The 19,712-nt window shown below is 61.5% G+C and carries 21 protein-coding genes and 1 tRNA gene; 10 read left to right on the top strand and 12 right to left on the bottom strand.

From position 1 onward, the window contains the following. The first annotated feature begins 95 nt into the window (after nt 1-95). Nucleotides 96-170 (top strand) — tRNA-Thr (locus NKH17_RS01625). 541 nt (nt 171-711) lie between these two features. Here NKH17_RS01625 and NKH17_RS01620 read toward each other — a convergent pair. Next, nucleotides 712-1,329, bottom strand: coding sequence for a cupin domain-containing protein (locus NKH17_RS01620; protein ID WP_352896025.1), 618 nt, complete (start codon nt 1,327-1,329; stop codon nt 712-714). 353 nt (nt 1,330-1,682) lie between these two features. On the opposite strand from NKH17_RS01620, the gene NKH17_RS01615 reads away from it, so the two are divergent. Next, on the top strand, nt 1,683-1,817 hold the full coding sequence (locus NKH17_RS01615) for a hypothetical protein (protein WP_352898080.1): 135 nt from the start codon (nt 1,683-1,685) through the stop codon (nt 1,815-1,817). 649 nt (nt 1,818-2,466) lie between these two features. Here the strand turns inward: NKH17_RS01615 and NKH17_RS01610 are convergent. After that, nucleotides 2,467-2,649: a hypothetical protein gene (locus tag NKH17_RS01610; RefSeq protein ID WP_352475879.1), complete on the bottom strand. Its 183-nt coding sequence runs from the start codon at nt 2,647-2,649 to the stop codon at nt 2,467-2,469. A gap of 135 nt (nt 2,650-2,784) precedes the next feature. Between NKH17_RS01610 and NKH17_RS01605 the strand changes: the two genes are divergently transcribed. Continuing rightward, nucleotides 2,785-3,330 (top strand): group I truncated hemoglobin, encoded by a 546-nt coding sequence (locus tag NKH17_RS01605; protein ID WP_352475878.1) that lies wholly within the window; start codon nt 2,785-2,787, stop codon nt 3,328-3,330. Between the two features lie 97 nt (nt 3,331-3,427). On the opposite strand, the gene NKH17_RS01600 is transcribed toward NKH17_RS01605, so the two are convergent. The 5 genes from NKH17_RS01600 to NKH17_RS01580 all read right to left on the bottom strand — a co-directional run bounded on the left by NKH17_RS01600 (nt 3,428) and on the right by NKH17_RS01580 (nt 7,341). Continuing rightward, nucleotides 3,428-4,021, bottom strand: a complete 594-nt coding sequence (locus tag NKH17_RS01600) for an SOS response-associated peptidase (protein ID WP_352898077.1) — start codon at nt 4,019-4,021, stop codon at nt 3,428-3,430. An 83-nt stretch (nt 4,022-4,104) separates the two neighbouring features. Beyond that, the gene (locus tag NKH17_RS01595; RefSeq protein WP_352803997.1) at nt 4,105-4,362 is read right to left on the bottom strand and encodes a hypothetical protein; all 258 of its coding nucleotides are present in this window, start codon (nt 4,360-4,362) and stop codon (nt 4,105-4,107) included. A gap of 270 nt (nt 4,363-4,632) precedes the next feature. Further along, nucleotides 4,633-5,160, bottom strand: coding sequence for a hypothetical protein (locus NKH17_RS01590; protein ID WP_352803999.1), 528 nt, complete (start codon nt 5,158-5,160; stop codon nt 4,633-4,635). Between the two features lie 505 nt (nt 5,161-5,665). Further along, nucleotides 5,666-5,866: a CsbD family protein gene (locus tag NKH17_RS01585; protein WP_023677416.1), complete on the bottom strand. Its 201-nt coding sequence runs from the start codon at nt 5,864-5,866 to the stop codon at nt 5,666-5,668. 191 nt (nt 5,867-6,057) lie between these two features. Continuing rightward, nucleotides 6,058-7,341: an ROK family transcriptional regulator gene (locus tag NKH17_RS01580; protein WP_352644244.1), complete on the bottom strand. Its 1,284-nt coding sequence runs from the start codon at nt 7,339-7,341 to the stop codon at nt 6,058-6,060. 195 nt (nt 7,342-7,536) lie between these two features. On the opposite strand from NKH17_RS01580, the gene NKH17_RS01575 reads away from it, so the two are divergent. From NKH17_RS01575 to NKH17_RS01560, 4 genes are all read left to right on the top strand, one after another. Then, entirely contained in the window at nt 7,537-10,095 is a 2,559-nt protein-coding gene (locus NKH17_RS01575; protein ID WP_352898073.1) for an ATP-binding cassette domain-containing protein, read from the top strand. Next, a complete protein-coding gene (locus tag NKH17_RS01570) occupies nt 10,092-11,081 on the top strand; it encodes an ABC transporter permease (RefSeq protein ID WP_352898071.1) in 990 nt (329 codons plus the stop codon). The genes NKH17_RS01575 and NKH17_RS01570 overlap by 4 nt, the downstream gene beginning before the upstream one ends. A 46-nt stretch (nt 11,082-11,127) precedes the next feature. Further along, a complete protein-coding gene (locus NKH17_RS01565) occupies nt 11,128-12,129 on the top strand; it encodes a rhamnose ABC transporter substrate-binding protein (protein ID WP_352896039.1) in 1,002 nt (333 codons plus the stop codon). 86 nt (nt 12,130-12,215) lie between these two features. Beyond that, nucleotides 12,216-12,977: a glutamine amidotransferase gene (locus NKH17_RS01560; RefSeq protein WP_352898068.1), complete on the top strand. Its 762-nt coding sequence runs from the start codon at nt 12,216-12,218 to the stop codon at nt 12,975-12,977. Nucleotides 12,978-13,090: 113 nt separating this feature from the next. Here the strand turns inward: NKH17_RS01560 and NKH17_RS01555 are convergent, their stop codons facing one another. The 4 genes from NKH17_RS01555 to NKH17_RS01540 all read right to left on the bottom strand — a co-directional run bounded on the left by NKH17_RS01555 (nt 13,091) and on the right by NKH17_RS01540 (nt 16,248). Beyond that, on the bottom strand, nt 13,091-13,972 hold the full coding sequence (locus NKH17_RS01555; RefSeq protein WP_352800592.1) for a YihY/virulence factor BrkB family protein: 882 nt from the start codon (nt 13,970-13,972) through the stop codon (nt 13,091-13,093). A gap of 203 nt (nt 13,973-14,175) precedes the next feature. Continuing rightward, entirely contained in the window at nt 14,176-14,529 is a 354-nt protein-coding gene (locus tag NKH17_RS01550; RefSeq protein WP_254820550.1) for a TadE/TadG family type IV pilus assembly protein, read from the bottom strand. A 40-nt stretch (nt 14,530-14,569) separates the two neighbouring features. Beyond that, entirely contained in the window at nt 14,570-14,989 is a 420-nt protein-coding gene (locus NKH17_RS01545; protein ID WP_352702162.1) for a TadE/TadG family type IV pilus assembly protein, read from the bottom strand. Between the two features lie 26 nt (nt 14,990-15,015). After that, entirely contained in the window at nt 15,016-16,248 is a 1,233-nt protein-coding gene (locus NKH17_RS01540) for a pilus assembly protein TadG-related protein (protein ID WP_352898066.1), read from the bottom strand. A 381-nt stretch (nt 16,249-16,629) separates the two neighbouring features. Here NKH17_RS01540 and NKH17_RS01535 point away from each other — a divergent pair, with 381 nt between their 5' ends. The 3 genes from NKH17_RS01535 (at nt 16,630) to NKH17_RS01525 (ending at nt 18,680) form a co-directional block, all read left to right on the top strand. After that, nucleotides 16,630-17,943 (top strand): NAD(P)H-dependent oxidoreductase, encoded by a 1,314-nt coding sequence (locus tag NKH17_RS01535; protein WP_352806226.1) that lies wholly within the window; start codon nt 16,630-16,632, stop codon nt 17,941-17,943. 102 nt (nt 17,944-18,045) lie between these two features. After that, entirely contained in the window at nt 18,046-18,288 is a 243-nt protein-coding gene (locus tag NKH17_RS01530; protein WP_254820546.1) for a type II toxin-antitoxin system VapB family antitoxin, read from the top strand. Next, the gene (locus NKH17_RS01525) at nt 18,288-18,680 is read left to right on the top strand and encodes a type II toxin-antitoxin system VapC family toxin (protein WP_352898064.1); all 393 of its coding nucleotides are present in this window, start codon (nt 18,288-18,290) and stop codon (nt 18,678-18,680) included. Before NKH17_RS01530 ends, NKH17_RS01525 begins: the two co-directional genes overlap by 1 nt. Nucleotides 18,681-18,694: 14 nt before the next feature. On the opposite strand, the gene proC is transcribed toward NKH17_RS01525, so the two are convergent. After that, the gene (gene proC / locus NKH17_RS01520; protein WP_352806220.1) at nt 18,695-19,510 is read right to left on the bottom strand and encodes a pyrroline-5-carboxylate reductase; all 816 of its coding nucleotides are present in this window, start codon (nt 19,508-19,510) and stop codon (nt 18,695-18,697) included. Nucleotides 19,511-19,712: the final 202 nt, after the last annotated feature.

Below are 19,712 nucleotides of genomic sequence, written 5' to 3'. Positions count from 1 at the left end.
CGCCTGGTGCGGCCTTTCAACCCGGCCCCCGTTTGTGCCCCTTGTCTTGGCCTTGCGCTTGCCGGTTCGATATGGCAGAAGCCCCGCCATCGGCGGCTGCGGTAGCTCAGTGGTAGAGCACTCCCTTGGTAAGGGAGAGGTCGAGAGTTCAATCCTCTCTCGCAGCACCATCGAATTCAGCATGCACCTGTCAGCGTCAACTGGTCGCTAGTATCCTGGGCAGACTCCCGCATCATTCGAACCACACTGAAGCGATCGATGACAATCGCACCCTGGTGCGCTTCTCGTGTTTGGGCCGTACTTCACCAGACGACCGTGAATGCCGACGAGGAGTTGTCTTTGCCATTGGCTTAGGTGGCCGCGACCCAGCGCAATCTCGATGCGGGGTCTGAGGCCAGGGACCATGGCCAGGGCTGAGGCGACCAAGGCCAAGGCCGTTGTGGAGGTCAAGCAGCTCACGGCCGTCATTGGGCCGCTGAAGGGGCCGGTCGGAACCCCAGTCAGATCGCGCGGCAACGCTCGCTGGCATGGGAGTGGCGACGCCCCCGAGCGGGAAGTGGACGGCTATGGGTCAGGCGAACCCAATCCGATGGCGTTGGGGCCAAGACCCAACACCCTGAAGGACCCGAGTTCGACCCCAGGGCAGACATTCTCAGCTTGTTGACCGATTGTCTGCAACAGAGCGGAAGTACCACCCTGGGAAATGTCGCCTCAGTCGAGGCTGGCCGGCGACGAGAACGGCTGATTGGCGTCGACCACGAAGATCGCCAGCTCATCGAGATCGGTTGTGCCGGCGCTGAACACCTCCATCGGCGTGTTGGCCCCGTGTCCGATCATGGCCGTACCAGCTTCAGCATAGGTCACTCCGTGGGGCGTTCTCTGGCCGAGCTTGCCGGTCAGCACATAGAAGGCCTCCGGTCCCGGATGCGTATGGATCTTCGTCTTGACGCCGGGCGCTCCACCGGCGCGGTTCACGCGCAGCAAATACTCGCTTGCGCTGATCGGAGGGACCGGTCCGATCTCGACGACCTTGGTTCCGCCGGTCGTAGAGCCATCCTTCGGTCCAAGCGTGAACAGCCAGACCTTGCCTGCGACCTCCGCCGCAAGCGAGGTCGGGCCCGCAGCGCTTTGGGCCTGCGCCAGCGTTGGGAAATTTTCCAGCCGCCAGTACAACGGTCCGGAGGGCAGTTCCTTCACCCTTTTCTCAACCACCGGCTCGACGGCGAATTTGCTGTCTGCGGGCATTGCGGCTGACGTTATCAGCCCGAAAGCACACACCGAGAATATAAGCAGGCCAATACGGCGGGCGCTGAGGGAATGCGGCTTCATGGTTGGTCCTCCCTTTCATGGTCGCCCCCTCGACCCAATATTAGCTATAGCATATGTACCGCCTTACAGCACTGACCAAGTTTCGGGTCACCCTAGAGCGCCTGCCGCCAAAGAAGACTGTTCATGATGCCAAACCGTCTAGGGAGAGTTTTCAAATAGTTTTCAAATATTGGAACTCGGTCGTCGCGGTGGCACTGGCTGCGATGGCGATTGTCAGGGGCGGAAGGCGTGGCTCCTCAGCGTCGTCAAATGGATAGCCGACGGCCCCGTTTAGGGTTCGAAGCAGTCTTTGCCCCCAGGCTACTGCGTCTGACGTGAGCCCAACGGTCCAGCCGTCCAAAATCGGCCCGCGCATGGCGGCCAGCGCCGTTCGGGCGGACGTCCGAAAATGCCTGAATGCCAAGCATCTCGCCATGATAGAAAATGCCAAGGTCGAGCCACAGCTCGCGCTCGCACGCGGCATGATGCGCAGTGGGGAAGCGTTCTGATCTGCCCCCGCCGCAGGCGGCTTAACAAAGCTTGTAGCCGGGAACAATCGCTCAATGACTCGCGTTTCTTGCGAAGACCCGCTTCTTTTGCACGGGCAGCGGCCTCGAAGGCTCGCAAATGTCGCGCCGGCGTTTCAATCGCACCCGCCTCAGCCCTCACGATTTGGCTATTTGTGAACGCGTGTTCGATCAGGTTTGCGCAGATGAGCACATTGACCCTCTAAGCCTGGCTGCTGAAGCCTTGGCGGTGATGATTGTCGCAATCTTCCGAAACGTGACTACCAATGAGCGCGAACTGCTGGAGGAAGTTAGGTCTCTTCGTGGCTCAAAAGGCACAGAGAAGGCGCACTAGCTTCGCAACGTTCTGGGGCGAATTGGCCTAGTCCCGCTTTGGCACAGCCATTTGGTATCTGAATTGCTCATTGAGAATCGCCAGAGTGTAGCCACCGAGCTTGCGAAGGGGATGGAAATGGGCTTAGCCGAAGACTTATCAGATGTCGCGCTCACATTCGAATGTCCGGATTGCTTGCATCCGGCGGTAAGAAAGGGCTCTGCACTAAGAACAATCGCGCACTTCAAATGCGACGGGTGCAACGCAAAGGTGCGGATCACCTACCCGCAGAAGCTAGCGATCTTCGAAAAGCACAGGCTATTGGCCGCAGGCGACCGCCGCCAGCAAGGCCAGGAACACTACGGTGCCCGCAACAACATCGATCGGGCCGCCGATGCGGCCGAAGTGGCTTCGCGACCGCTGCCGCGCGCGGCGACGCGTGCTTAAGCCTTCCTCATCCGCGCGACCTTCACGCATGTTGACCACGGCAATGCCGTCCATCGGAATAATTCGGGCGAAGGGCGCGTTAGTTCATTAGACGATGCTAAAAATACGGCAACGTGTCCGAATGTCACTTCATGAAGCCCGCCAGACAGGCTGCGGCTTGCTCTGGCCTAACCTCGAAGGGAACCAGGGATGAAAATTTCGACCTCTTTGACAAGACGAAGTGTTGTCGCCGGGCTGGCGCTGGCCGCCGCATCGACGTCGGTATTGCCTGCCGACAACGCACTCGCCCAGGCTAAGAAAGCCACATCGGGGAAGACTCTATATGAGCGCCTGGGTGGTGTGTTCGCCATCGCAGCGGTGATCGATCATTTCAGCGACGCCGTCGTGATGAACCCGATTGTCGGCAAGAAGTCCAAGAACCCACAATTGCGCAAATGGCACACCAAGAACCTTGAAAGGTTGCCCGGCCTCAAGTTCATGCGGACGCTGTGGGTCTGCGACGTTTCTGGCGGGCCCTTCAAGTTCGTCGCCACCAAGCCCGGCACGACGCCGCTCGGCCTCGAGGAGGCGCATCGCGACCTGCGGATTTCCCCCGCGGAATTCGATGAGGTCGCAGCGGAACTCGGGCGGACCTTGGATCATTTCAAAATTCCGAAGCCTGAGAAAACCGAAGTCCTGGAAGCTTTCGCCGCTCACAAGGACGAGGTCACCGCCGGCTACGTCAAGCCGGGCTGAAGCGCTTATATCGCGCGGGCATTCGTTCTGAGCATGGGGCGCGGCGCCGTGGCTATGCGGCGCGGCCGCAGCTCAGCGAGCAATTTTCCCATGGTTCCTACTCCGAACCCACCCGAGCTGTCTCCACTCTGAGCGACCCTTCCGGCAACGGGCGCAGGAGTTCAGCCTCGGACCTCGTCAAGTGGATCCAGGCCGCCCAGTCCGATGGCCGCAGCACAACCACTTGCCGGTTGTGATATGGCGCCACGTCCGGCCCCGGCTCGCTCGTCAGCATCGTGAACGTCGGCGGCTTGTTGCCGATAGCCTCGCGCCACAACCCGGCAATCGCCATGAACGAATGGCCATTCAGCGTGAACCTGTGCTTGGTTTTTGGATATTTCGTTCCAGTGAATTCGAAGAATGCCGACGCCGGAACGAGACAGCGCTTGCTGTTGCCGAACTGTCGGCCCTCCGAGCGAAAGTTGAATACAGGTCCGCCTTTTGGCCCGGCCGGGGGAAAGCCGAACGTCATCGACGCCAGTTCGATTGCGTCGCCGGCGGCGCGCATTACAGGCCCGGGGTCGTTGATGTGGATGTCATCCGCCTGCGGCAGATCCAGTTCGGTTTCATGGCTGGGGATTTTTAGCGCCAGCGATTCCATCATCCGGCAGTATTCAGCCCAGGCGATGTGCTGCTCGTAGTCATTGCACATGGAAAGGCTCCGTACGCTCGACCGAGATCAGGTCAATCCATAGCGTTTGGTTGGCGCTGATTGCCGGCGGATTTGATATAAGCCTATTTGGGCCGGCGTGCGGCAGCGATGGTCTGCAACAGATTGATGCTGTTCACGTCAGGTTGACTGGATGCGGCGACGGCAAGTGCGGCGGCCTCGGCTATTTTCGCGACGTCGTCGCTGCTGATCAATCCGCGCTTTTCCAGCAGATTTACAAGTTCGACAACGAGAAGAAAGGCGTTCACACCATATCGTTCGGCTCTGAGCTCGAACTCGCCTCGGGCCAACTTCTCCCTGTCTCCTTCAGCCCGTTTGTCCACGTCGGCGTCCTCTCCTATGGCTACAAGCTATTAACGCTTAGCACGAATGGTTTAATCCTTCGAACTGGCCACAACCTTCGCCAATTGCCGGGCATAGTGTCGCCGGTGGCTAGGGCATGGGTTCGGTTCAGCCAAGGATGAGACCAGCCAACAGAACGGTAAGAATAAAGGACAACACGACGGTAAGTAGCCCGCATGCTTCCAAAGTGTTGGTTTGCCAAGCTTTCGTCGGGCGCCTCCGGTTTGAATTGCTGTTTCGCGAACCAAACTTCATCGGGCACCAGATCGGACGCGGAGCCGGCTTGAATTTGGCAAAGCGCTCCTCTTCATCGGCCCGGAAGGCATCTCCGCGAAACTCCGGAGCACCGTATGCGCGGCGCCGGCCTGCCTTTCATCGACCCGGGCCATCACCAGTATGACACCTTCTGCGATCTTCGGCTTGCGCGGCTTCTGGGCGAAATTGGCGAAAGTTCCGAGAAGCACGCCGGCAAAGCCGCCCCACGCCGCACCGACCAGAGCCATGCCGGTCATCCCCGCAGGATCAACGTCTTGAGCTCCAAAAGCGCTGAAACCGGCTAACAGACCAGCCGTGGCGCCAAGTGCGGCACCGGCGACGGCGCTCCGCCAGAGAGCGCTCATCTCATCGTCGTAATATCCAGCAACGCTGATCGGTTCATCGTTGTCGTTGTAAGATCCGACCACGCTGATCTGGCGACGGCGAATCCCGGCAGCCTGAAGCGCGGCAACGGCACGTGCTGCCTGGGCATGGGAATTGAACAGTCTGCTGATTGTTTGCATTTACGCCCACGCCCGACGCTCGTTAGCAGCGTCGGGCCTCTCCTCCCTGGCTTTGAGCTCTTCCGCCCGGACGCATCTTCGTCGCGCCAAAGCTCACCACAACGTGAGCCAGCCGGCTACGTTCCTCAGCCGAGGCTTCGGTCCAACCCCAGAGTGTCTTGCTTGGGACCTAAGTCTGACCAGCTTGGGCGTGCTGAGGCCATGCCGCGCGGGGACGGTCGCCAGCTCGAAGAGAGGGTTCAGATGCTATCGCAGACCCAAAAAACTCAAAATGGCTATTACGATCACTATCGCGCCGACCAGCCAGATAATGTTGTTCATGATTGCACTCCTTCGCCTCCGGGCGGGGCGCACGCCGGGGCGAAGCCCGCCACGCAAGTAGAACATTAGATACGGCTAAAGGTTCCTCGCGGGGCCTCGCTGTCGAAAGAGCCCACCGCACCAGTCGGCACGGCGGGCGACGCGAGTTCACCCCGGTCGGAGAAGACGGCGTTGCGTCCAAGGCTCAGCTGATGCTTCTGGACCAGTCATCAACCTGGCGCTCCGCCTCTTCCTTGGCGATGCCATATCGCTCCTGGATACGCCCCAAGAGCTGGTCCCGGTTGCCCTCGATCCGATCAAGATCATCGTCGGTTAAGTCACCCCACTGCTCTTTCGCCTTGCCTTTGAACTGCGTCCATTTTCCCTTGATTTGATCCCAGTTCATATGTTCCTCCTTGCTTCCTGGGCCCGCACTGAAGCGGAGCGCGGACCGATCGGCATTTCAATGTCGGTGACGAATGAAGATTAGCGGCCGCTAAAAGTTCCGGTGCCGGCGCAAAAAGCCTGCCGTGCCCGTGCCGGACTGCGAGCTGATGTTGATGATGCCTGGAGCTTGATGCTCCTTGCAGCGCCACCCTATCCCGTTGAAGTCGCTGAGCTTCTCCCTGGTTGGCTTTGGCTGACGAGTCTCGACAGGCTGCCCAGCAGCATCGTTCTGTCCTTGCCGATCATCAGCACGCCGCTGTCGGGCGCCAACAGTGCCGAGAACGGCAGCATCGCCGCGCCGATCGGCGAGGCCTCGGGGCCGAATTGTCCCGAGACGATTTCCGGCGCCACGATGCCGATGGCGCTGATCCTGTTGAACTGGGTCTGCACCTTTGCCAGCAGCTCGATATGGATCGGCCGCGGCAGGATGCTGTCGAGAACGATCGCCTCGATGTCGATGACGGAGGTGATGGCGATGATCGCCTCGACCAGCGCATTGGCACAATCGTCGATCCATTCGGACAGCGGTTCGCGCGCCCCCGGCGGCAAGGGGTCGAGTTCGCGCACGCGATTGATTTCGATGCCGCGCGATTTGAGATGATTGACCAGCACATAGATCGAAGCGCGATGCAGCAGGCTCTGGTAGCGCGCCGGCTTGGCCGCCACCGAATCGAGGCTTGAAGGCGAGACCGGCAAAGGACCGAGCGCGGCGCTGTTGCCGTGCGGCCCGGTGTGGACCTTGCCGCCTTGCACCAGTCCGCCGCCGACAAAGGTGTCGATCGAGATATGCATGAAGTCGCGGAACCGCGCGCCGGTCCCCTGGATGAGCTCTGCGAGTGCAGCCGATGACGCGTCGTTTTCCACGAAGACCGGGGTCTTCGGCTTTGTGGCGAAGAACGTCGTCAGATCGATTGCTTCCCAGCGGCTGCCAAGGTCATCGGGAAAGCCGAGCTCCTCGCTCCAGCCGCCGAGGAAATACGGCGAGGCGATGCCGACGCCGACGATGCTGGCATCGCCAAGCCCCTCGATCAACTTGTCGAAATTGGCCAGCGACATGTTGCCGGCCTTGAGCACCATGTCGGGATCCGGAAAGCGATATTCGTGCGACTCGCGCGAGCGGACCTCGCCGGCGAAGTCGACGAGCACGGCGTCCAGCGCGCGCCGGCCGATCTTGATGCCGACGCTGTAGATGCGCTCCGGCGCAAGTCGGTAGAGAGTGGACGGCGATCCGCGTTGTCCGAACCTTTTTCCCACTTGCTTTACAAATCCTGACGATTCCAGCCCGTCGACAATGGTGGCGACCGCGGCCGGCGTCAGATTTGCGGCGCGCGCCAGATCGGACTTGGATGCCTCCTTCAGGCGGCGAATGGCATCAAGCACGAAGCGCTCGTTATAATGCCGAACCTTGACCGAATTGCTGCCTTTTCCGGACAAAACCGGCGCCTCCCCATCATTCCCGCAGAGCCACTCCAGCCGCTTGCAGCTTTGAGGCTGCCGCGGGGTCGAGCACTCCAATCGCACCCGTGCGCGACGCGACAGTGCCCTTCGCGGCCATGGAAGTCAATTTTCCAGTTGCGGCATTCGACCATTTAATATAGCAAATTGAAAAAACAGGACCAGGGAGGAAGGGTGCTGCACTTGGGCGCATTAGGCGAAGCCGACGCCATGGTGAAGAACGACGCGGCTGTCCCCGTTGCCCTGGTTCAGGCGACAAAAGCCTTCGGCGGCACGATTGCCCTCAAGGACGCGTCCTTCGACTTGCGCTCAGGCGAGGTGCTGGCTCTGCTTGGCGAAAACGGCGCCGGCAAGAGCACCTGCGTAAAGCTGCTGGCCGGCGTGTATCTCCCGACCGGCGGCCATGTCGAAGTCGATGGCAAGCCTGTGGTCTTCCATTCACCGCACGACGCCCAGGCTGCCGGCATCTCGGTCATGCACCAGCACCCCGGTCTTTTCCCTGATCTTTCGGTGGCGGAGAACATCTATCTCGGCCATATGCCGCGCGACCGCTTCGGCGGCATCGACAACGCCGCCATGCTTACCGGCGCGCGCAGGGTGCTGGCGACAGTCGGCCTCGACGTGCCGGCCGAAACCCGGCTCGGAACGTTGCGCACCTCCGAACAGCAACTGGTCGAGATCGCCCGTGCCCTGTCGCTCGACGCGCGGGTGCTGATCATGGACGAGCCGACGGCCGCCCTGTCGCAGCGCGAGGTCGAGCGGCTGTTCACTGTCGTCGCCGACCTGCGGCTGCACGGCGTGGCGATGATGTTCGTCGGCCACCGCATGGACGAGATCTTCCGCATCGCCGACCGCATCGCGGTGCTGCGCGACGGACGTCTCATTGGCGTCAAGCCGAAGGCCGAGCTTGGCCGCGCCGCCGCCATCGGCATGATGGTCGGCCGCGAGGTGACCGACCTCTATCCGCAACGAAGCCACGCCACCGGCGCACTGGTGCTGGAGGCGAGGGGGCTTTCGCACGCCGGTGGCTTTTCCAATATCGACCTCAAGCTCCATGCCGGCGAGGTGCTCGGGCTCGGCGGCCTGGTCGGCAGCGGTCGGACCGAGATCGCGCGCGTGCTGTTCGGCATCGACCAGCCCGATGCCGGCGAAATCCTGATCGACGGCGAAGCTGTGCGCTTCGCCTCGGCACGCGACGCCATGGATGCGCGCATCGCCTATGTCTCGGAAGACCGCATGGGCCAGAGCCTGGTGATGGATTTTTCCATCCTCGACAACGCGGTGCTGCCCGTCCTCGACAAGGCAGCCCGCTCCGGCTTCTACGGCACGAACCGCGCGATCAACCTGGTTTCGGACTGGCTGAACCGCATGAAGCTTCGCTTTTCCGGCTACGCGCAGCCGGTGAAGGAACTGTCCGGCGGCAACCAGCAGAAGGTGGTGTTGGCCAAATGGCTGCGCACCGAACCGCGCGTCCTCATCCTCGACGAGCCGACGCAAGGCATCGATGTCGGCACCAAGGCGGAAGTGCATGCGATGATCGCCGACCTTGCCGCGCAGGGCATGGCCATCATCCTGATCTCCTCCGAAATGCCCGAACTCATCGGCATGTGCGACCGCATTATCGTCCTGCGCGAAGGCCATCGGACGGCCGAATTTGCCAGGGGCGAAGCCACCCAGGAAAAGGTGCTGGAAGCAGCGACGAAAGCCGGCGAAAGCGCCGATGCGGCGGCACAGGCCGCCGGCGAGGAGAAGAGAAAAGGGCCGCTCGACATACTGAAGCGGCGGGAGTTCGGCCTGCTCGCCGCGATGCTGGCGGTCGCGATCCCGGTCACCATCATCAACCCGCGCATGGTGAGCGCTGCAAACCTGACCGCCGTGTCGATGGATGCCGCGCTGCTCGTGGTTGCAGCGCTCGCGCAGATGCTGGTGCTGATCACCCGCAACATCGACCTTTCGATCGCCGCGGTGATTGGCCTGTCGGCCTACATGGCGGCCAGCATGGTCCAGGCCTATCCAGGGCTCGACATCGGCATCGGGCTGATGACCGCATGCGCCGTCGGTGGCGTCGCCGGCCTGATCAACGGCCTCGTCGTCACCAGGGGAAAGATCCCGGCGATCGTCGTCACGCTGGCCTCGATGTCTATCTTCCGCGGCTTCAACTCGATCTGGGCAGCCGGCGACCAGATCAGCGCCGACGAAGTCACGCAAGCCTGGCTCGACATGACCGGCCTGAAGATCGCCGGCGTGCCGCTGATCGTCGTCATCGCAATCGTCATCCTGTGCCTGGGCTACGTGCTGCTCTATCGCACCGCCTTCGGGCGCGAACTGTTCGCCGCCGGCTCCAATCCCGACGGCGCGCGTCTGATCGGCATCCCCGTCGACCGGCGCATTCTGCTGGCCTTTGGCATGGCCGGCCTGCTCGGCGGCCTGTGCGGCGCGCTGTGGGCATCGCGCTATGCGACCATCGACGCCCGCGTTGCGCTCGGCTTCGAACTCACGGTGATCGCGTCAGCGGTGGTCGGCGGCGTCGCCATCCGCGGTGGTTCGGGCACGCTGCTCGGTATCATCCTCGGAGCCCTCACGCTGCTGGTCATCAAGAACGGGCTGACGCTGGTGCGCGTCGATCCGCTGTGGCTGCAGGGCGTCTACGGCCTGGTGATCCTGGTCGCCATCGGCATCGACACCTTCATCGTACGGCGCGCCGAGCAGGCAAGACAGGCGAGGGCGCGGTGAAAAAGTTCGTCCGTTCGATCGACCTCTGGGATCTGCTGCTGGCGACCTCCTGTGTAGCCATCTTCCTCTATGCCGCGATCTTCGTGCCGAATTTCGTTTCCGGCTTCAATCTCTCGCAACTGGCCGCCAGCGCCTCGGAAAAGGCATTGCTGATCCTGCCGATGACGCTGCTCATCATCACCCGCGAGATCGACCTGTCGATCGCCTCGGTGCTGGCGCTGACATCCGTCGTCTTTGGCTTGCTGGTCCAGGCCGGTGTGCCGACGCTTGCCGCAATCCCGCTGACACTCGTCGGCGGCGGCCTGCTCGGCGCCTTCAACGGCTATCTGGTCTCGGGCCTTGGACTGCAGTCGTTGGTTGTGACGCTCGGCACCATGGCGCTCTATCGAGGCATTGGCTACATCCTGCTCGGCACCGGCTCGGTCAACATCCTGCCGCCCGCGGTCGTCGATTTCGGCATCAACAACCTGCCTGGCACCGAGATACCGTGGACCATCGTGCCCTTCCTGGTGCTAGCGCCGGTGTTTGCGGTCGTGCTGCAGAAGACGCCGACCGGCAAGCGCATCTACGCGCTCGGCGGCAGCCCCGAAGTGGCGCGCTATTCGGGCATAAACACGCGGCGGATGGTGCTGAACCTGTTCGTCGTCTCGGGCGTCGTCGCCGCCATAGCCGGCATCGTCTATACCGCGCGCCTCTCCAACGCCCGCGCCAACAATGCGCTCGGCATGGAACTCGACGTCATCACCATCGTGCTGCTCGGCGGCGTCAGCGTCTTTGGCGGCAAGGGCCGCCTGACCGGCGTCATGCTGGCACTGGTCCTCATCGCCATCATCCGCAACGTGCTGGCGCTGAACCAGATCGGTGGCGACGCCCAGGGCATGATCATCGGCCTGCTTCTGATCGGTTCGCTGCTGGTCGGCAATTACTGGCGCTCCACACAGGAGATGCTCAGCAGATCCCGCGCGATGCGCGAGACAAAGGGGTGATCTCGGGCCCCTTCCTTCAAGCCCGAATTTTGACGGAGGAGTCACAATGAAAGCGTTTAGATTAGCCCTGCTCGCATCCGCGGTTCTGCTTGCGCCAACGTCGCTGGCTTTCAGCCAGGAATGCGCCAAGGAACCCGTAACGGTCGGTTTCCTGCCCAAGCTCGACACAGATCCCTATTTCAAAGTGGCCTTCGGAGGCGCACAAGAGGCGGCCAAGGAAATTGGCGGCACCGCCACCCAGGTGGCTCCGTCGCAGGCGACTGCCGAGGCGCAGATCGAATTCATCAACAGCCTCGTCTCGCAGAAGGTCGGGGTCATCGCAATTGCAGGTAACGACGCCAATGCGGTCGCGCCTGCGCTGAAGCGCGCCGTTCAGCAGGGCGTCAGGGTGATTTCGTACGACTCCGATGTGGCTGCCGATGCCCGCGCGGTGTTTGTCAATCAGGTCAAGGGCGACAGTCTGGCAGAAATGATGCTGGAAAGTGCATTCGCCCTCAGCGGCGGTGAAGGCGAATTCGCGATCCTGTCGTCGACGCCGACGGCGACCAACCAGAATGCGTGGATCGACTTCATGAAGGCGAAGATGGCGGCCGAGCCGAAGTTCTCCAAGATGAAGCTGGTGCAGGTGGCCTATGGTGAAGAAAGCGAACAGATCAACCAGCAGCAGGCATTGGCGTTGGTCCAGGCGTTTCCCGATCTCAAGGTGATCATCGTCCCGGCAGGCATAGGCCTTCCGGCGGCCGCGCGTGCACTCGAGGAAGCGGGCATGATCGGCAAGGTCAAGCTGACCGGCCTGGCGCCGGCCACCCTGATCTCGAAATACATCAAGGACAAGGCAGCTCAGGATATCTGGTGGAACGTCACCGATCTTGGCTATCTTACCTATCAGACAGCCCAGGCGCTTGCGCAGTGCAAGATCACCGGCAAGGAGGGTGAGAAGTTCACGGCAGGCAGGCTCGGCGAATACACGATTGGCGCCGGCGGCGAACTGATCCTTGGTCCGGCCAAGATCGTGACCCCCGAAAATCTGGCCGAGTTCAAATTCTGATTCCATGGAGCTCAAGCTCCAGAGGGGCGCCGGTCGATCCGGCGCCCTTCCTAAAACATCTCGAATGAAAACAGTGCGGGGCGGCAATGAAGATCTTGCTTGCAGGCGAAACCTTTGCAGCGACGACGTCGGTTGCCATCGGCAGCGACGTGCTTACAAGTGCGGCCTCGACCAATGGCGCTATGGCCTTCAATGCCGCGCTGGCCACTGAAGGCATCGCCGTCACGCAGATCGGCGGCGAGCGTTGCAGCGCGGAGTTTCCTTATGACCTCGATGGGCTCGCCCAATATCAGGCGGTGGTGATCTCCGACGTCGGCGCCCTGACATTGCTGGTCACGCCGGATGCCCGCGCCGGGCGTGTCGGCGTCAACCGCCTCGATGTGCTCAAGGCCTATGTCGAAGCTGGCGGCGGGCTGATGCTGGCCGGCGGTTACATGGGCTTTCAGGGCATGTTCGGGACGGCGCGTTTCCACGACACCCCGGTCGAGGACGTTCTGCCGGTCCGTTGCCTACCCTACTGCGACGGTATGGAGGTGCCGCAAGGCCTGCAGGCCTCCATCCTGCAGTCGTCACATCCGATTTTTTCCGGGGTGGAGGGGCCTTTGCCGCCGATCCTCGGCATGAACAAGCTGGAATTCAGGCGCGACGGTTCGTCTCGGCTTCTGGCGACCTGCCACTATCGCGGCACCGACTGGCCGCTCCTTGCGGTCGGCAGCTACAGCCGCGGCCGCACGATTGCCTGGGCAACCGATATCGGCCCGCATTGGCTCTCGCAGGATTTCCTTGCATGGCCGTTCTACGGAAGACTGATGGCGAACATGGTCCGTTGGCTCGCCGGCGATGAATGAGGAAGCCGGACAACCAGGTTTCACCCAGTGCGGTTGTCCTGGCGCGGCCGCTGCCGCGCGAGGCGCCGGTGACCAGCACCACCTTGCCGGCGAGATGGAATTTCGGCGTGAACTCATTTGCCATGCAATTCCACCTTGTTCTTCAGATCGGTCCGGCTGCCGTGTCGGACCGAATAGGCTCGCGTGAATTCTGCGCCCAGCAGAAATATCTCCGCCGAATAATAGACCCATAACAGCACGACGAGCAGGGCGCCGGCCGCGCCGTATGACGATGAGATGGCGCTAGTTCCGATATACCAGCCAATCAGCGACTTGCCGATGGTGAACAGAAACCCGGTGACCACAGCGCCGAGGCCGACATCGCGCCATTGCAGGCTGCGGTCGGGCAGCACCTTGTAGATCGCGGCAAACAGCAGCGTGATCAGGGCAAACGAGACGATCCCGTTGATGGCGCTGAGGATGATGGTGCCGAACGGCAGATAGGCGTTGATGACCTCTCCGAGCGCCGAAATTGCAGCGCTTACGACCAGCGACACCAGAAGCAGGAAACCAAGCGCGGCGACCAGGCCCAGGCTTGCAATGCGTGCCCGAACCAGCCGCGAGATCGTTGCCCCGCTCGGTTTGACTTTCCAGATTTCGTTCAGCGCCAGCTGCATTTCGCCGAACACGCCGGATGCGGCGACGAACAGCGTGACCAGCCCCAGAATGCTGGCAAGGGTTCCCGCTTCCTTCTGCGAGGCGTTCTCGATCGTCGCCTGCAGCAGCTCGGCACTTTGCGGCCCCATCAGGCCGGCGATCTGTGCCGAAAGGGCGAGTTGCGCCGCCTCGTGCCCGAAGGCCATGCCGGCGATAGCGACAACGATGAGCAGGATCGGCGCAAGCGAAGTCGTGGCATAAAACGCTATCGCCGCCCCATGGCTCAGCGCATTGTCGTTGACGAAGCCGAGGATGCTTTGCCTGAGGAGTACCCAGCCCTCCGTCGCCAAGTTCCACATGTGGGCCTCGCATACTTGTCATTAAACAAGTAGCGGCGAGATAGAAGTGGGCGAGGGGTAGTGGACGACCTGGCCGCCGGCTCTGAAAAAAACCTCGCGGAGGCGCAGGTGTTGCTGGCCGAATTGCGGTAGCCCGTGAGAAACCGACGCAGCCACTTTCGTTGGGCCGCTCACCCCTTATTGCCTAAGGAAATTGGACGCGCTCATGACCCAACCAATGGAACTGCGACAGTCGTCCCATAATTTATCGGATACCGATCGAAGTACGGGAACTCGATAACGAAAGCATACCTGGCCGTGAGATGTGCCATTCGAAAGCCGCCGTTGGGGGCGTCGATTGCTATTGTTACGTCTACGTCTTTCAATCCCAAAGTCAGCAATTTTGCCGTGGCTATGGCTTCTATCTCGGCCTGCGTCAGCGAGTTCTTCATCTGCAGCGCACGCGCGGACGTTTCCAGCGTATACCGAACACTGGACATGGCATTCAAGGCCCAGCCGAATGCGAAGACGCCGATCAAGACCATTATCAGAACAGGGGCGATCAGCGCGAACTCCAACGCAGCTCCGCCTGATGCTCCCCGTATGAAGGCCCTCGCCTTAGCGAACACGGATCACCTGTTGGTGAGTGAGCTCGCGCGAGAGCGAAAACGCGCCGAAACTGAAGGGCGGTGACCAAGTGGCTGTCGCTTGGATTTCGACGAAAACCGCGGGAGCTTTCAAACTGTCGCACAGGACAGATGGATCGACCACGGTGGTCCCGCACATATATTTCCGGCTCAGCGTCACCTGCGCGTCGCCGGGATGGTTTTCCCAGCCTGAAAGAGCGACAGCTTGGATAGTCGCATCCTCGGCTGCTCCTTGCATCACGAGATTCGCCGCCGTTTTGACGCCTGCACGCATCGACAACGCGTTCGACACAAAGGACCAGCCGTCAATGATGCCAAGGAGTACCAGGCAAAGGATCGGCACAATCAGCGCAAACTCTACCGCGGCAGCACCCGAATCGCTGCGGAACATCCGGACTGCTGACCCTGTCACGAAGATTACTCGACAAGCTTTATGGATTGCGTGGCCGGAATGTCTCGCATTCCAAGGCTCGTGCAGTCCTGATTGACGTTCGCGTTGCCGGACCACTGCACGGTATTGGCGACGACCTGAGTGCAACCGCCTTTGCCCGAGAAATTGCCGAGATAATTAACGTCTTGCGTTGGAAAATACAAAGCGCCGGTCAAAAGCGAATCTGCCGTGCCATTAACCGTGTTCGATCCAGTCAGGTTGGCTTTGTCGCCGTAAAACAGCACCCCCGAATAGGTGCCCGACGTTGGTGCGCTGAGCTTGACGGTGGCCGTGCCGTTCATGCTGACGCCGGAGCTGCCGGCCAGATAAATGATGACTCCGTCGCCGGAAATATTCGCGTTCGAGTTCGCTTTGAAATCACCGCCTTGAATGACGTATATCCCGGGCGAAAGCGTTACATTGCCGCTCAAGCTGAGCCCCCTGCAGTATGTTCCAGGTTGCAACACCGACTGATTGCTGTTTCGACAGGGGTTCGTGGCCGGTGGCGCCGGCAAGTCGGCAAAAGGATCGGCAGCGGGCAACGCCTGGGTCATCGGCCTGGCGCACACGGTCGTCACGGGGTTGCTCAACGAAACACCGCCTGCCGATACCAGGCAATCGACCTGAAGGCTTGCCGATCCCTGAAGCTTGATGGCGTCCGCGGCTATCGAATTCGACATCACGACGCAGCCGTTCAGTTTGAGATTCGAACTGCCGGAAAAGAGCGCCGCTTTCGGAGCGGAATGATTGAGAGCTAGAGCGCAGGCCTTTGAGGCGTCGGTGATAAGAGCCACCGCCCTTGCCTGTGCGCCGACCGCATTTTGCGTGAATATCGATGTAAAAAACCGATCGAGGGTCTGATGAACGATGACCTCGACAGCCTTTTGGGCCACATTCGGGCCGGAGGACGGGGGCGTGAAGATTTCGATTGTGCCTGTCGACGGGTCCCAGCCATTCGTTGTCGCAGACAATGTCGCGGCGGAGACTATCGTTGGTTTGTCGGATCCTGAAACCTTTTCCAAAGCTCCAGCATAGGCTGCCGCATCCGCCACCGCTTGTAGCTTCAGGCCGCTGTAATACCAGTAAGAAGTCTCAACGCCGAGACCCGCGCCGCCGACGACGATCGGCAACGACAGGGCAAAAATGGTGGCAACGTTGCCACTCTTGCCGGTTCGTCGCATGCAGAAAAAACGCCTGAAGATACGGGCACGCCAGTCCATTCCTCATTTAAGCCGGGATGCATAAAGGAATGACTAAGAATTTCCGTCCATTTCTTGGCTGTGATCCATTCAAACGGCGCTTAGCGGTTCTGCTGCACCCGTTCGCCGGTTGTACCCTGAGAGGCATTTTCTAAGATCTGAGAACGCGGACGTTGGGCCCACAGGACCGTCGGTAACACTTTGGCCGGGTGCATTGTCTTCACAGAAAGCAATCCGATTTTGGGGCCAAGCGCAAGAAAACACCGCCGGCGGCCGGTTTCGTTGGCAAACCGTTACCGTTCCCTGCTATTCCCGCGTCCTGATGCATGTTGCCCAAGTGTGCCGCGGTTTTGGGACAGCGACATGCACAAAACAAAGACTTAAAGCAATGGACGCTATCGCATGACCAATGTCGCCTTGACCGGGCTTGCCCGCGATCTTGCCAAGCGCGCCGCACAAGGCCGCCCGGTGCGCATCGGCGTCATCGGTTCCGGCGAGATGGGAACCGACCTGGTGACGCAAGGCATGCTGATGCCGGGCATTTCGGTTTGCGCGATCTCGACGCGCCGCCCGCATACGGCGCGTGATGCCATCCGCATCGCCTATGGCGACGAGGCGATGGCACGGGAGGCCGATACGCCGTCGAAGCTCAGCCAGGTGATCGAAAGCGGCAAGATCGCCATCACCTCGAACGAAATGCTGGTCACCAATCCGCTTATCGATGTCGTCATCGATGCTACCGGCAAGCCCGGCGTCGCCGCCGATTTCGACCTGATGGCGATGCAGCACGGCAAGCATCTGGTGATGATGAATGTCGAGGCCGACGTCACTATCGGCTGCTATCTGAAGCAGCAGGCCGACCGGCTCGGCGTCGTCTATTCGGTCGGCGCCGGCGACGAGCCGTCGAGCTGCATGGAGCTGATCGAGTTCGCTTCGGCGCTCGGCTACACCATCGTTTCCGCCGGCAAGGGCAAGAACAACCCGCTCAACCACGACGCCGTTCCCGACGACTATCGCGAGGAAGCGCTACGCCGCAACATGAATCCGCGCATGCTGGTCGAGTTCGTCGACGGCTCGAAAACCATGGTCGAGATGTGCGCCATTGCCAACGCCACCGGGCTGGTGCCCGACGTTCCCGGCATGCACGGCCCCAAGGCCGATCGCGACGAGCTGGTCAAGGTGCTGATCCCGCGCGAGCAGGGCGGCATCCTGTCGAAGAAGGGCGTCGTCGACTACACCGTCGGCAAGGGCGTGGCGCCCGGCGTCTTCGTAGTCGTCGAGGCGACGCATCCGCGTATCATCGAGCGCATGGACGATCTGCATATCGGCCACGGCCCCTATTACAGCTTCTTCAGGCCCTACCATCTGACCTCGCTGGAAGTGCCGCTGACGGCCGCTCGCATCGCGCTTTATGGCAAGCCCGACATGGTGCCGCTGCCACGGCCGGTGGCCGAGGTCTGCGCCGTGGCCAAGCGCGATCTGGCGACGGGCGAGACGTTCGATGCGATCGGCGAGACCTGCTACCGCTCCTGGGCCATGACCGTCGAAGAAGCCCGCGCCCATCGCGCCGTGCCCGTCGGCCTGCTCGAAGGCGGCAAGGTGCTGAAACAGGTGCGGAAAGGCGAATTGCTCACCGCCGACAATGCCGCGCCCGACCCGACGACCAGGCTGTTCGCCTTGCGCCGGCTGCAGGACGGGATGCTGTATGGAGCGTAAGGCTCTCGACCGGTGAGCCGTCGCAATCGCCTCCGGCCGAGCACTGGCGTTGTCATGACGAATTCTCTATATTGTAGTGACGATGAAGGCGGAGGCGATTACATGAATCTTCAGATCAGGGATCCGCGCGCACGCGAACTGGCGCGAGAGCTTGCTGCCAAACGCAAGATTTCGATGACGGAAGCGGTCATCGAAGCGCTTGAATCCGAGTTGAAGCGGGAGAGCGGACGCATTCCCTTGGCCGAGCGGCTTGCTGCCATTGCCAACGACTTCAAGGCCAAGGCAGGCCAAGACGGTCGGGCTATGACGAAGGATGAGATCGATGAGATGTGGGGCCATTCCTGATGTTCGTCGACACCTCCGTGGTTGTCGCGATTCTTTCAGGCGAAGAGGATGCCGGCGAGTGGAGCAACCGCATCGAGGCAGCGCCCGCAAGAATGACTTCGGCGTTGGCAGTGCTTGAAGCGGCGATGCGGCTTTCGACGATGCTTGCCGTGCCGCCGGTTGTCGCCGGAGATGCGATAGAGGCGTTTCTTCGCGAGGCTGAAATCGAAATTGTGCCTATCGACGCCAGCGATGCCAAGCTCGCGATCCATGCATTTTCAGATTACGGAAAGGGGCGCGGACATCCCGCCCAGCTCAACTTAGCCGACTGCCTTTCTTACGCTTGCGCAAAAAGTCATGGCTCCGCACTGCTCTACAAGGGCAACGACTTTTCGCATACCGATCTCGCGTAATCCGCAATCGGCTGTTACTTCCCCAGCTCGATCGACCGCAGCCGCGCCGCTTCCACCGCCTCCGTGAGCAGGCGCGTCAGACGGTCCTCGCCCATCAGCACGGCAAGCGCGGCAGCCGTGGTGCCGTTGGGGCTGGTCACCTGCTGTCTAAGCACGCCGGGCTCCTCGCCGCTTTCGGCGGCCAGCGAGGCGGCGCCGTAGACCGTTTGCATGGCCAGGAGCTTCGCGATCTTGCCAGGCAGGCCGGCCTTCTCGGCGGCCACGGTCAGCGCCTCGATGAAGTGGAAGATATACGCCGGCCCCGACCCGGAGACCGCCGTCACCGCGTCCATCAGGCCCTCGTCGGCGATATCGGCCACTTGCCCGTTTGCCGAAAGCAGGTCGGCGACAAGGCGTTTGGTGTCCTCGGAAACCAGCCTGTTGGAAAACACCACCATCATGCCCTTGCCGATCGCCGCCGGCGTGTTGGGCATGCAGCGCAGGATCGGCGCGCGATCGCCGAGAATGCCTTCGAACGTAGCGACCGGCGTCCCGGCGGCGATGCTGAGGAAAGTGGTTCGGCCATCGTTGAAGCGGATGTAGCCAGCCGTGACGTCGCGGATCACCTGCGGCTTGACCGCTATCACGACGAGGGCCGGCACGGCGTCCGCCGGGATGGCGCCGGCGTCCGCGGCAGCAGAGCAGCCCAGTGCTTCGGCACGCTTGCGCAACTCGGCATTGGGCTCGACCACGAACACCGCAGCCGGAGCGAGCTTGCCGGCTTTCAGCCAGCCCGAAAGCATGGCGGAGCCCATATTGCCGCAACCGGCGAGAACAAGCCTGATCGTCATCGAAAGCCTCCCATAGAGATGGCTTCCCATAGCCGTTCGCGGCAGGGCGGGGAAGCCCCGTTGGGACCGTGATCAGGCGGAAACCCGGACCGTGCGGTTGGATGCGCATGTAGTCGCGCAGGCGCGCGGCGATCACATTAACCTTTTATTTTCTATGCGTGTTTAGCATCGCTTAACCAGTGGCGGTCGCGACGTCCCAGCC

The organism is Mesorhizobium sp. M1334 (assembly GCF_040317995.1).
Taxonomy (GTDB): domain Bacteria; phylum Pseudomonadota; class Alphaproteobacteria; order Rhizobiales; family Rhizobiaceae; genus Mesorhizobium.
The sequence above is the reverse complement of the archived record's forward strand: the minus strand, read 5'-3'. Positions and strand labels throughout refer to the sequence as shown.

Excerpts from the sequence above, each read along its gene's own strand:
- NKH17_RS01620 (WP_352896025.1), bottom strand. The coding sequence starts at position 1,329 with ATGAAGCCGCATTCCCTCAGCGCCCGCCGTATTGGCCTGCTTATATTC.
- NKH17_RS01615 (WP_352898080.1), top strand. The coding sequence starts at position 1,683 with ATGGCGGCCAGCGCCGTTCGGGCGGACGTCCGAAAATGCCTGAATGCC.
- NKH17_RS01610 (WP_352475879.1), bottom strand. The coding sequence starts at position 2,649 with ATGGACGGCATTGCCGTGGTCAACATGCGTGAAGGTCGCGCGGATGAG.
- NKH17_RS01605 (WP_352475878.1), top strand. The coding sequence starts at position 2,785 with ATGAAAATTTCGACCTCTTTGACAAGACGAAGTGTTGTCGCCGGGCTG.
- NKH17_RS01600 (WP_352898077.1), bottom strand. The coding sequence starts at position 4,021 with ATGTGCAATGACTACGAGCAGCACATCGCCTGGGCTGAATACTGCCGG.
- NKH17_RS01590 (WP_352803999.1), bottom strand. The coding sequence starts at position 5,160 with ATGCAAACAATCAGCAGACTGTTCAATTCCCATGCCCAGGCAGCACGT.
- NKH17_RS01585 (WP_023677416.1), bottom strand. The coding sequence starts at position 5,866 with ATGAACTGGGATCAAATCAAGGGAAAATGGACGCAGTTCAAAGGCAAG.
- NKH17_RS01565 (WP_352896039.1), top strand. The coding sequence starts at position 11,128 with ATGAAAGCGTTTAGATTAGCCCTGCTCGCATCCGCGGTTCTGCTTGCG.
- NKH17_RS01560 (WP_352898068.1), top strand. The coding sequence starts at position 12,216 with ATGAAGATCTTGCTTGCAGGCGAAACCTTTGCAGCGACGACGTCGGTT.
- NKH17_RS01555 (WP_352800592.1), bottom strand. The coding sequence starts at position 13,972 with ATGTGGAACTTGGCGACGGAGGGCTGGGTACTCCTCAGGCAAAGCATC.
- NKH17_RS01545 (WP_352702162.1), bottom strand. The coding sequence starts at position 14,989 with ATGTTCCGCAGCGATTCGGGTGCTGCCGCGGTAGAGTTTGCGCTGATT.
- NKH17_RS01540 (WP_352898066.1), bottom strand. The coding sequence starts at position 16,248 with ATGGACTGGCGTGCCCGTATCTTCAGGCGTTTTTTCTGCATGCGACGA.
- NKH17_RS01535 (WP_352806226.1), top strand. The coding sequence starts at position 16,630 with ATGACCAATGTCGCCTTGACCGGGCTTGCCCGCGATCTTGCCAAGCGC.
- NKH17_RS01530 (WP_254820546.1), top strand. The coding sequence starts at position 18,046 with ATGAATCTTCAGATCAGGGATCCGCGCGCACGCGAACTGGCGCGAGAG.
- NKH17_RS01525 (WP_352898064.1), top strand. The coding sequence starts at position 18,288 with ATGTTCGTCGACACCTCCGTGGTTGTCGCGATTCTTTCAGGCGAAGAG.
- proC (WP_352806220.1), bottom strand. The coding sequence starts at position 19,510 with ATGACGATCAGGCTTGTTCTCGCCGGTTGCGGCAATATGGGCTCCGCC.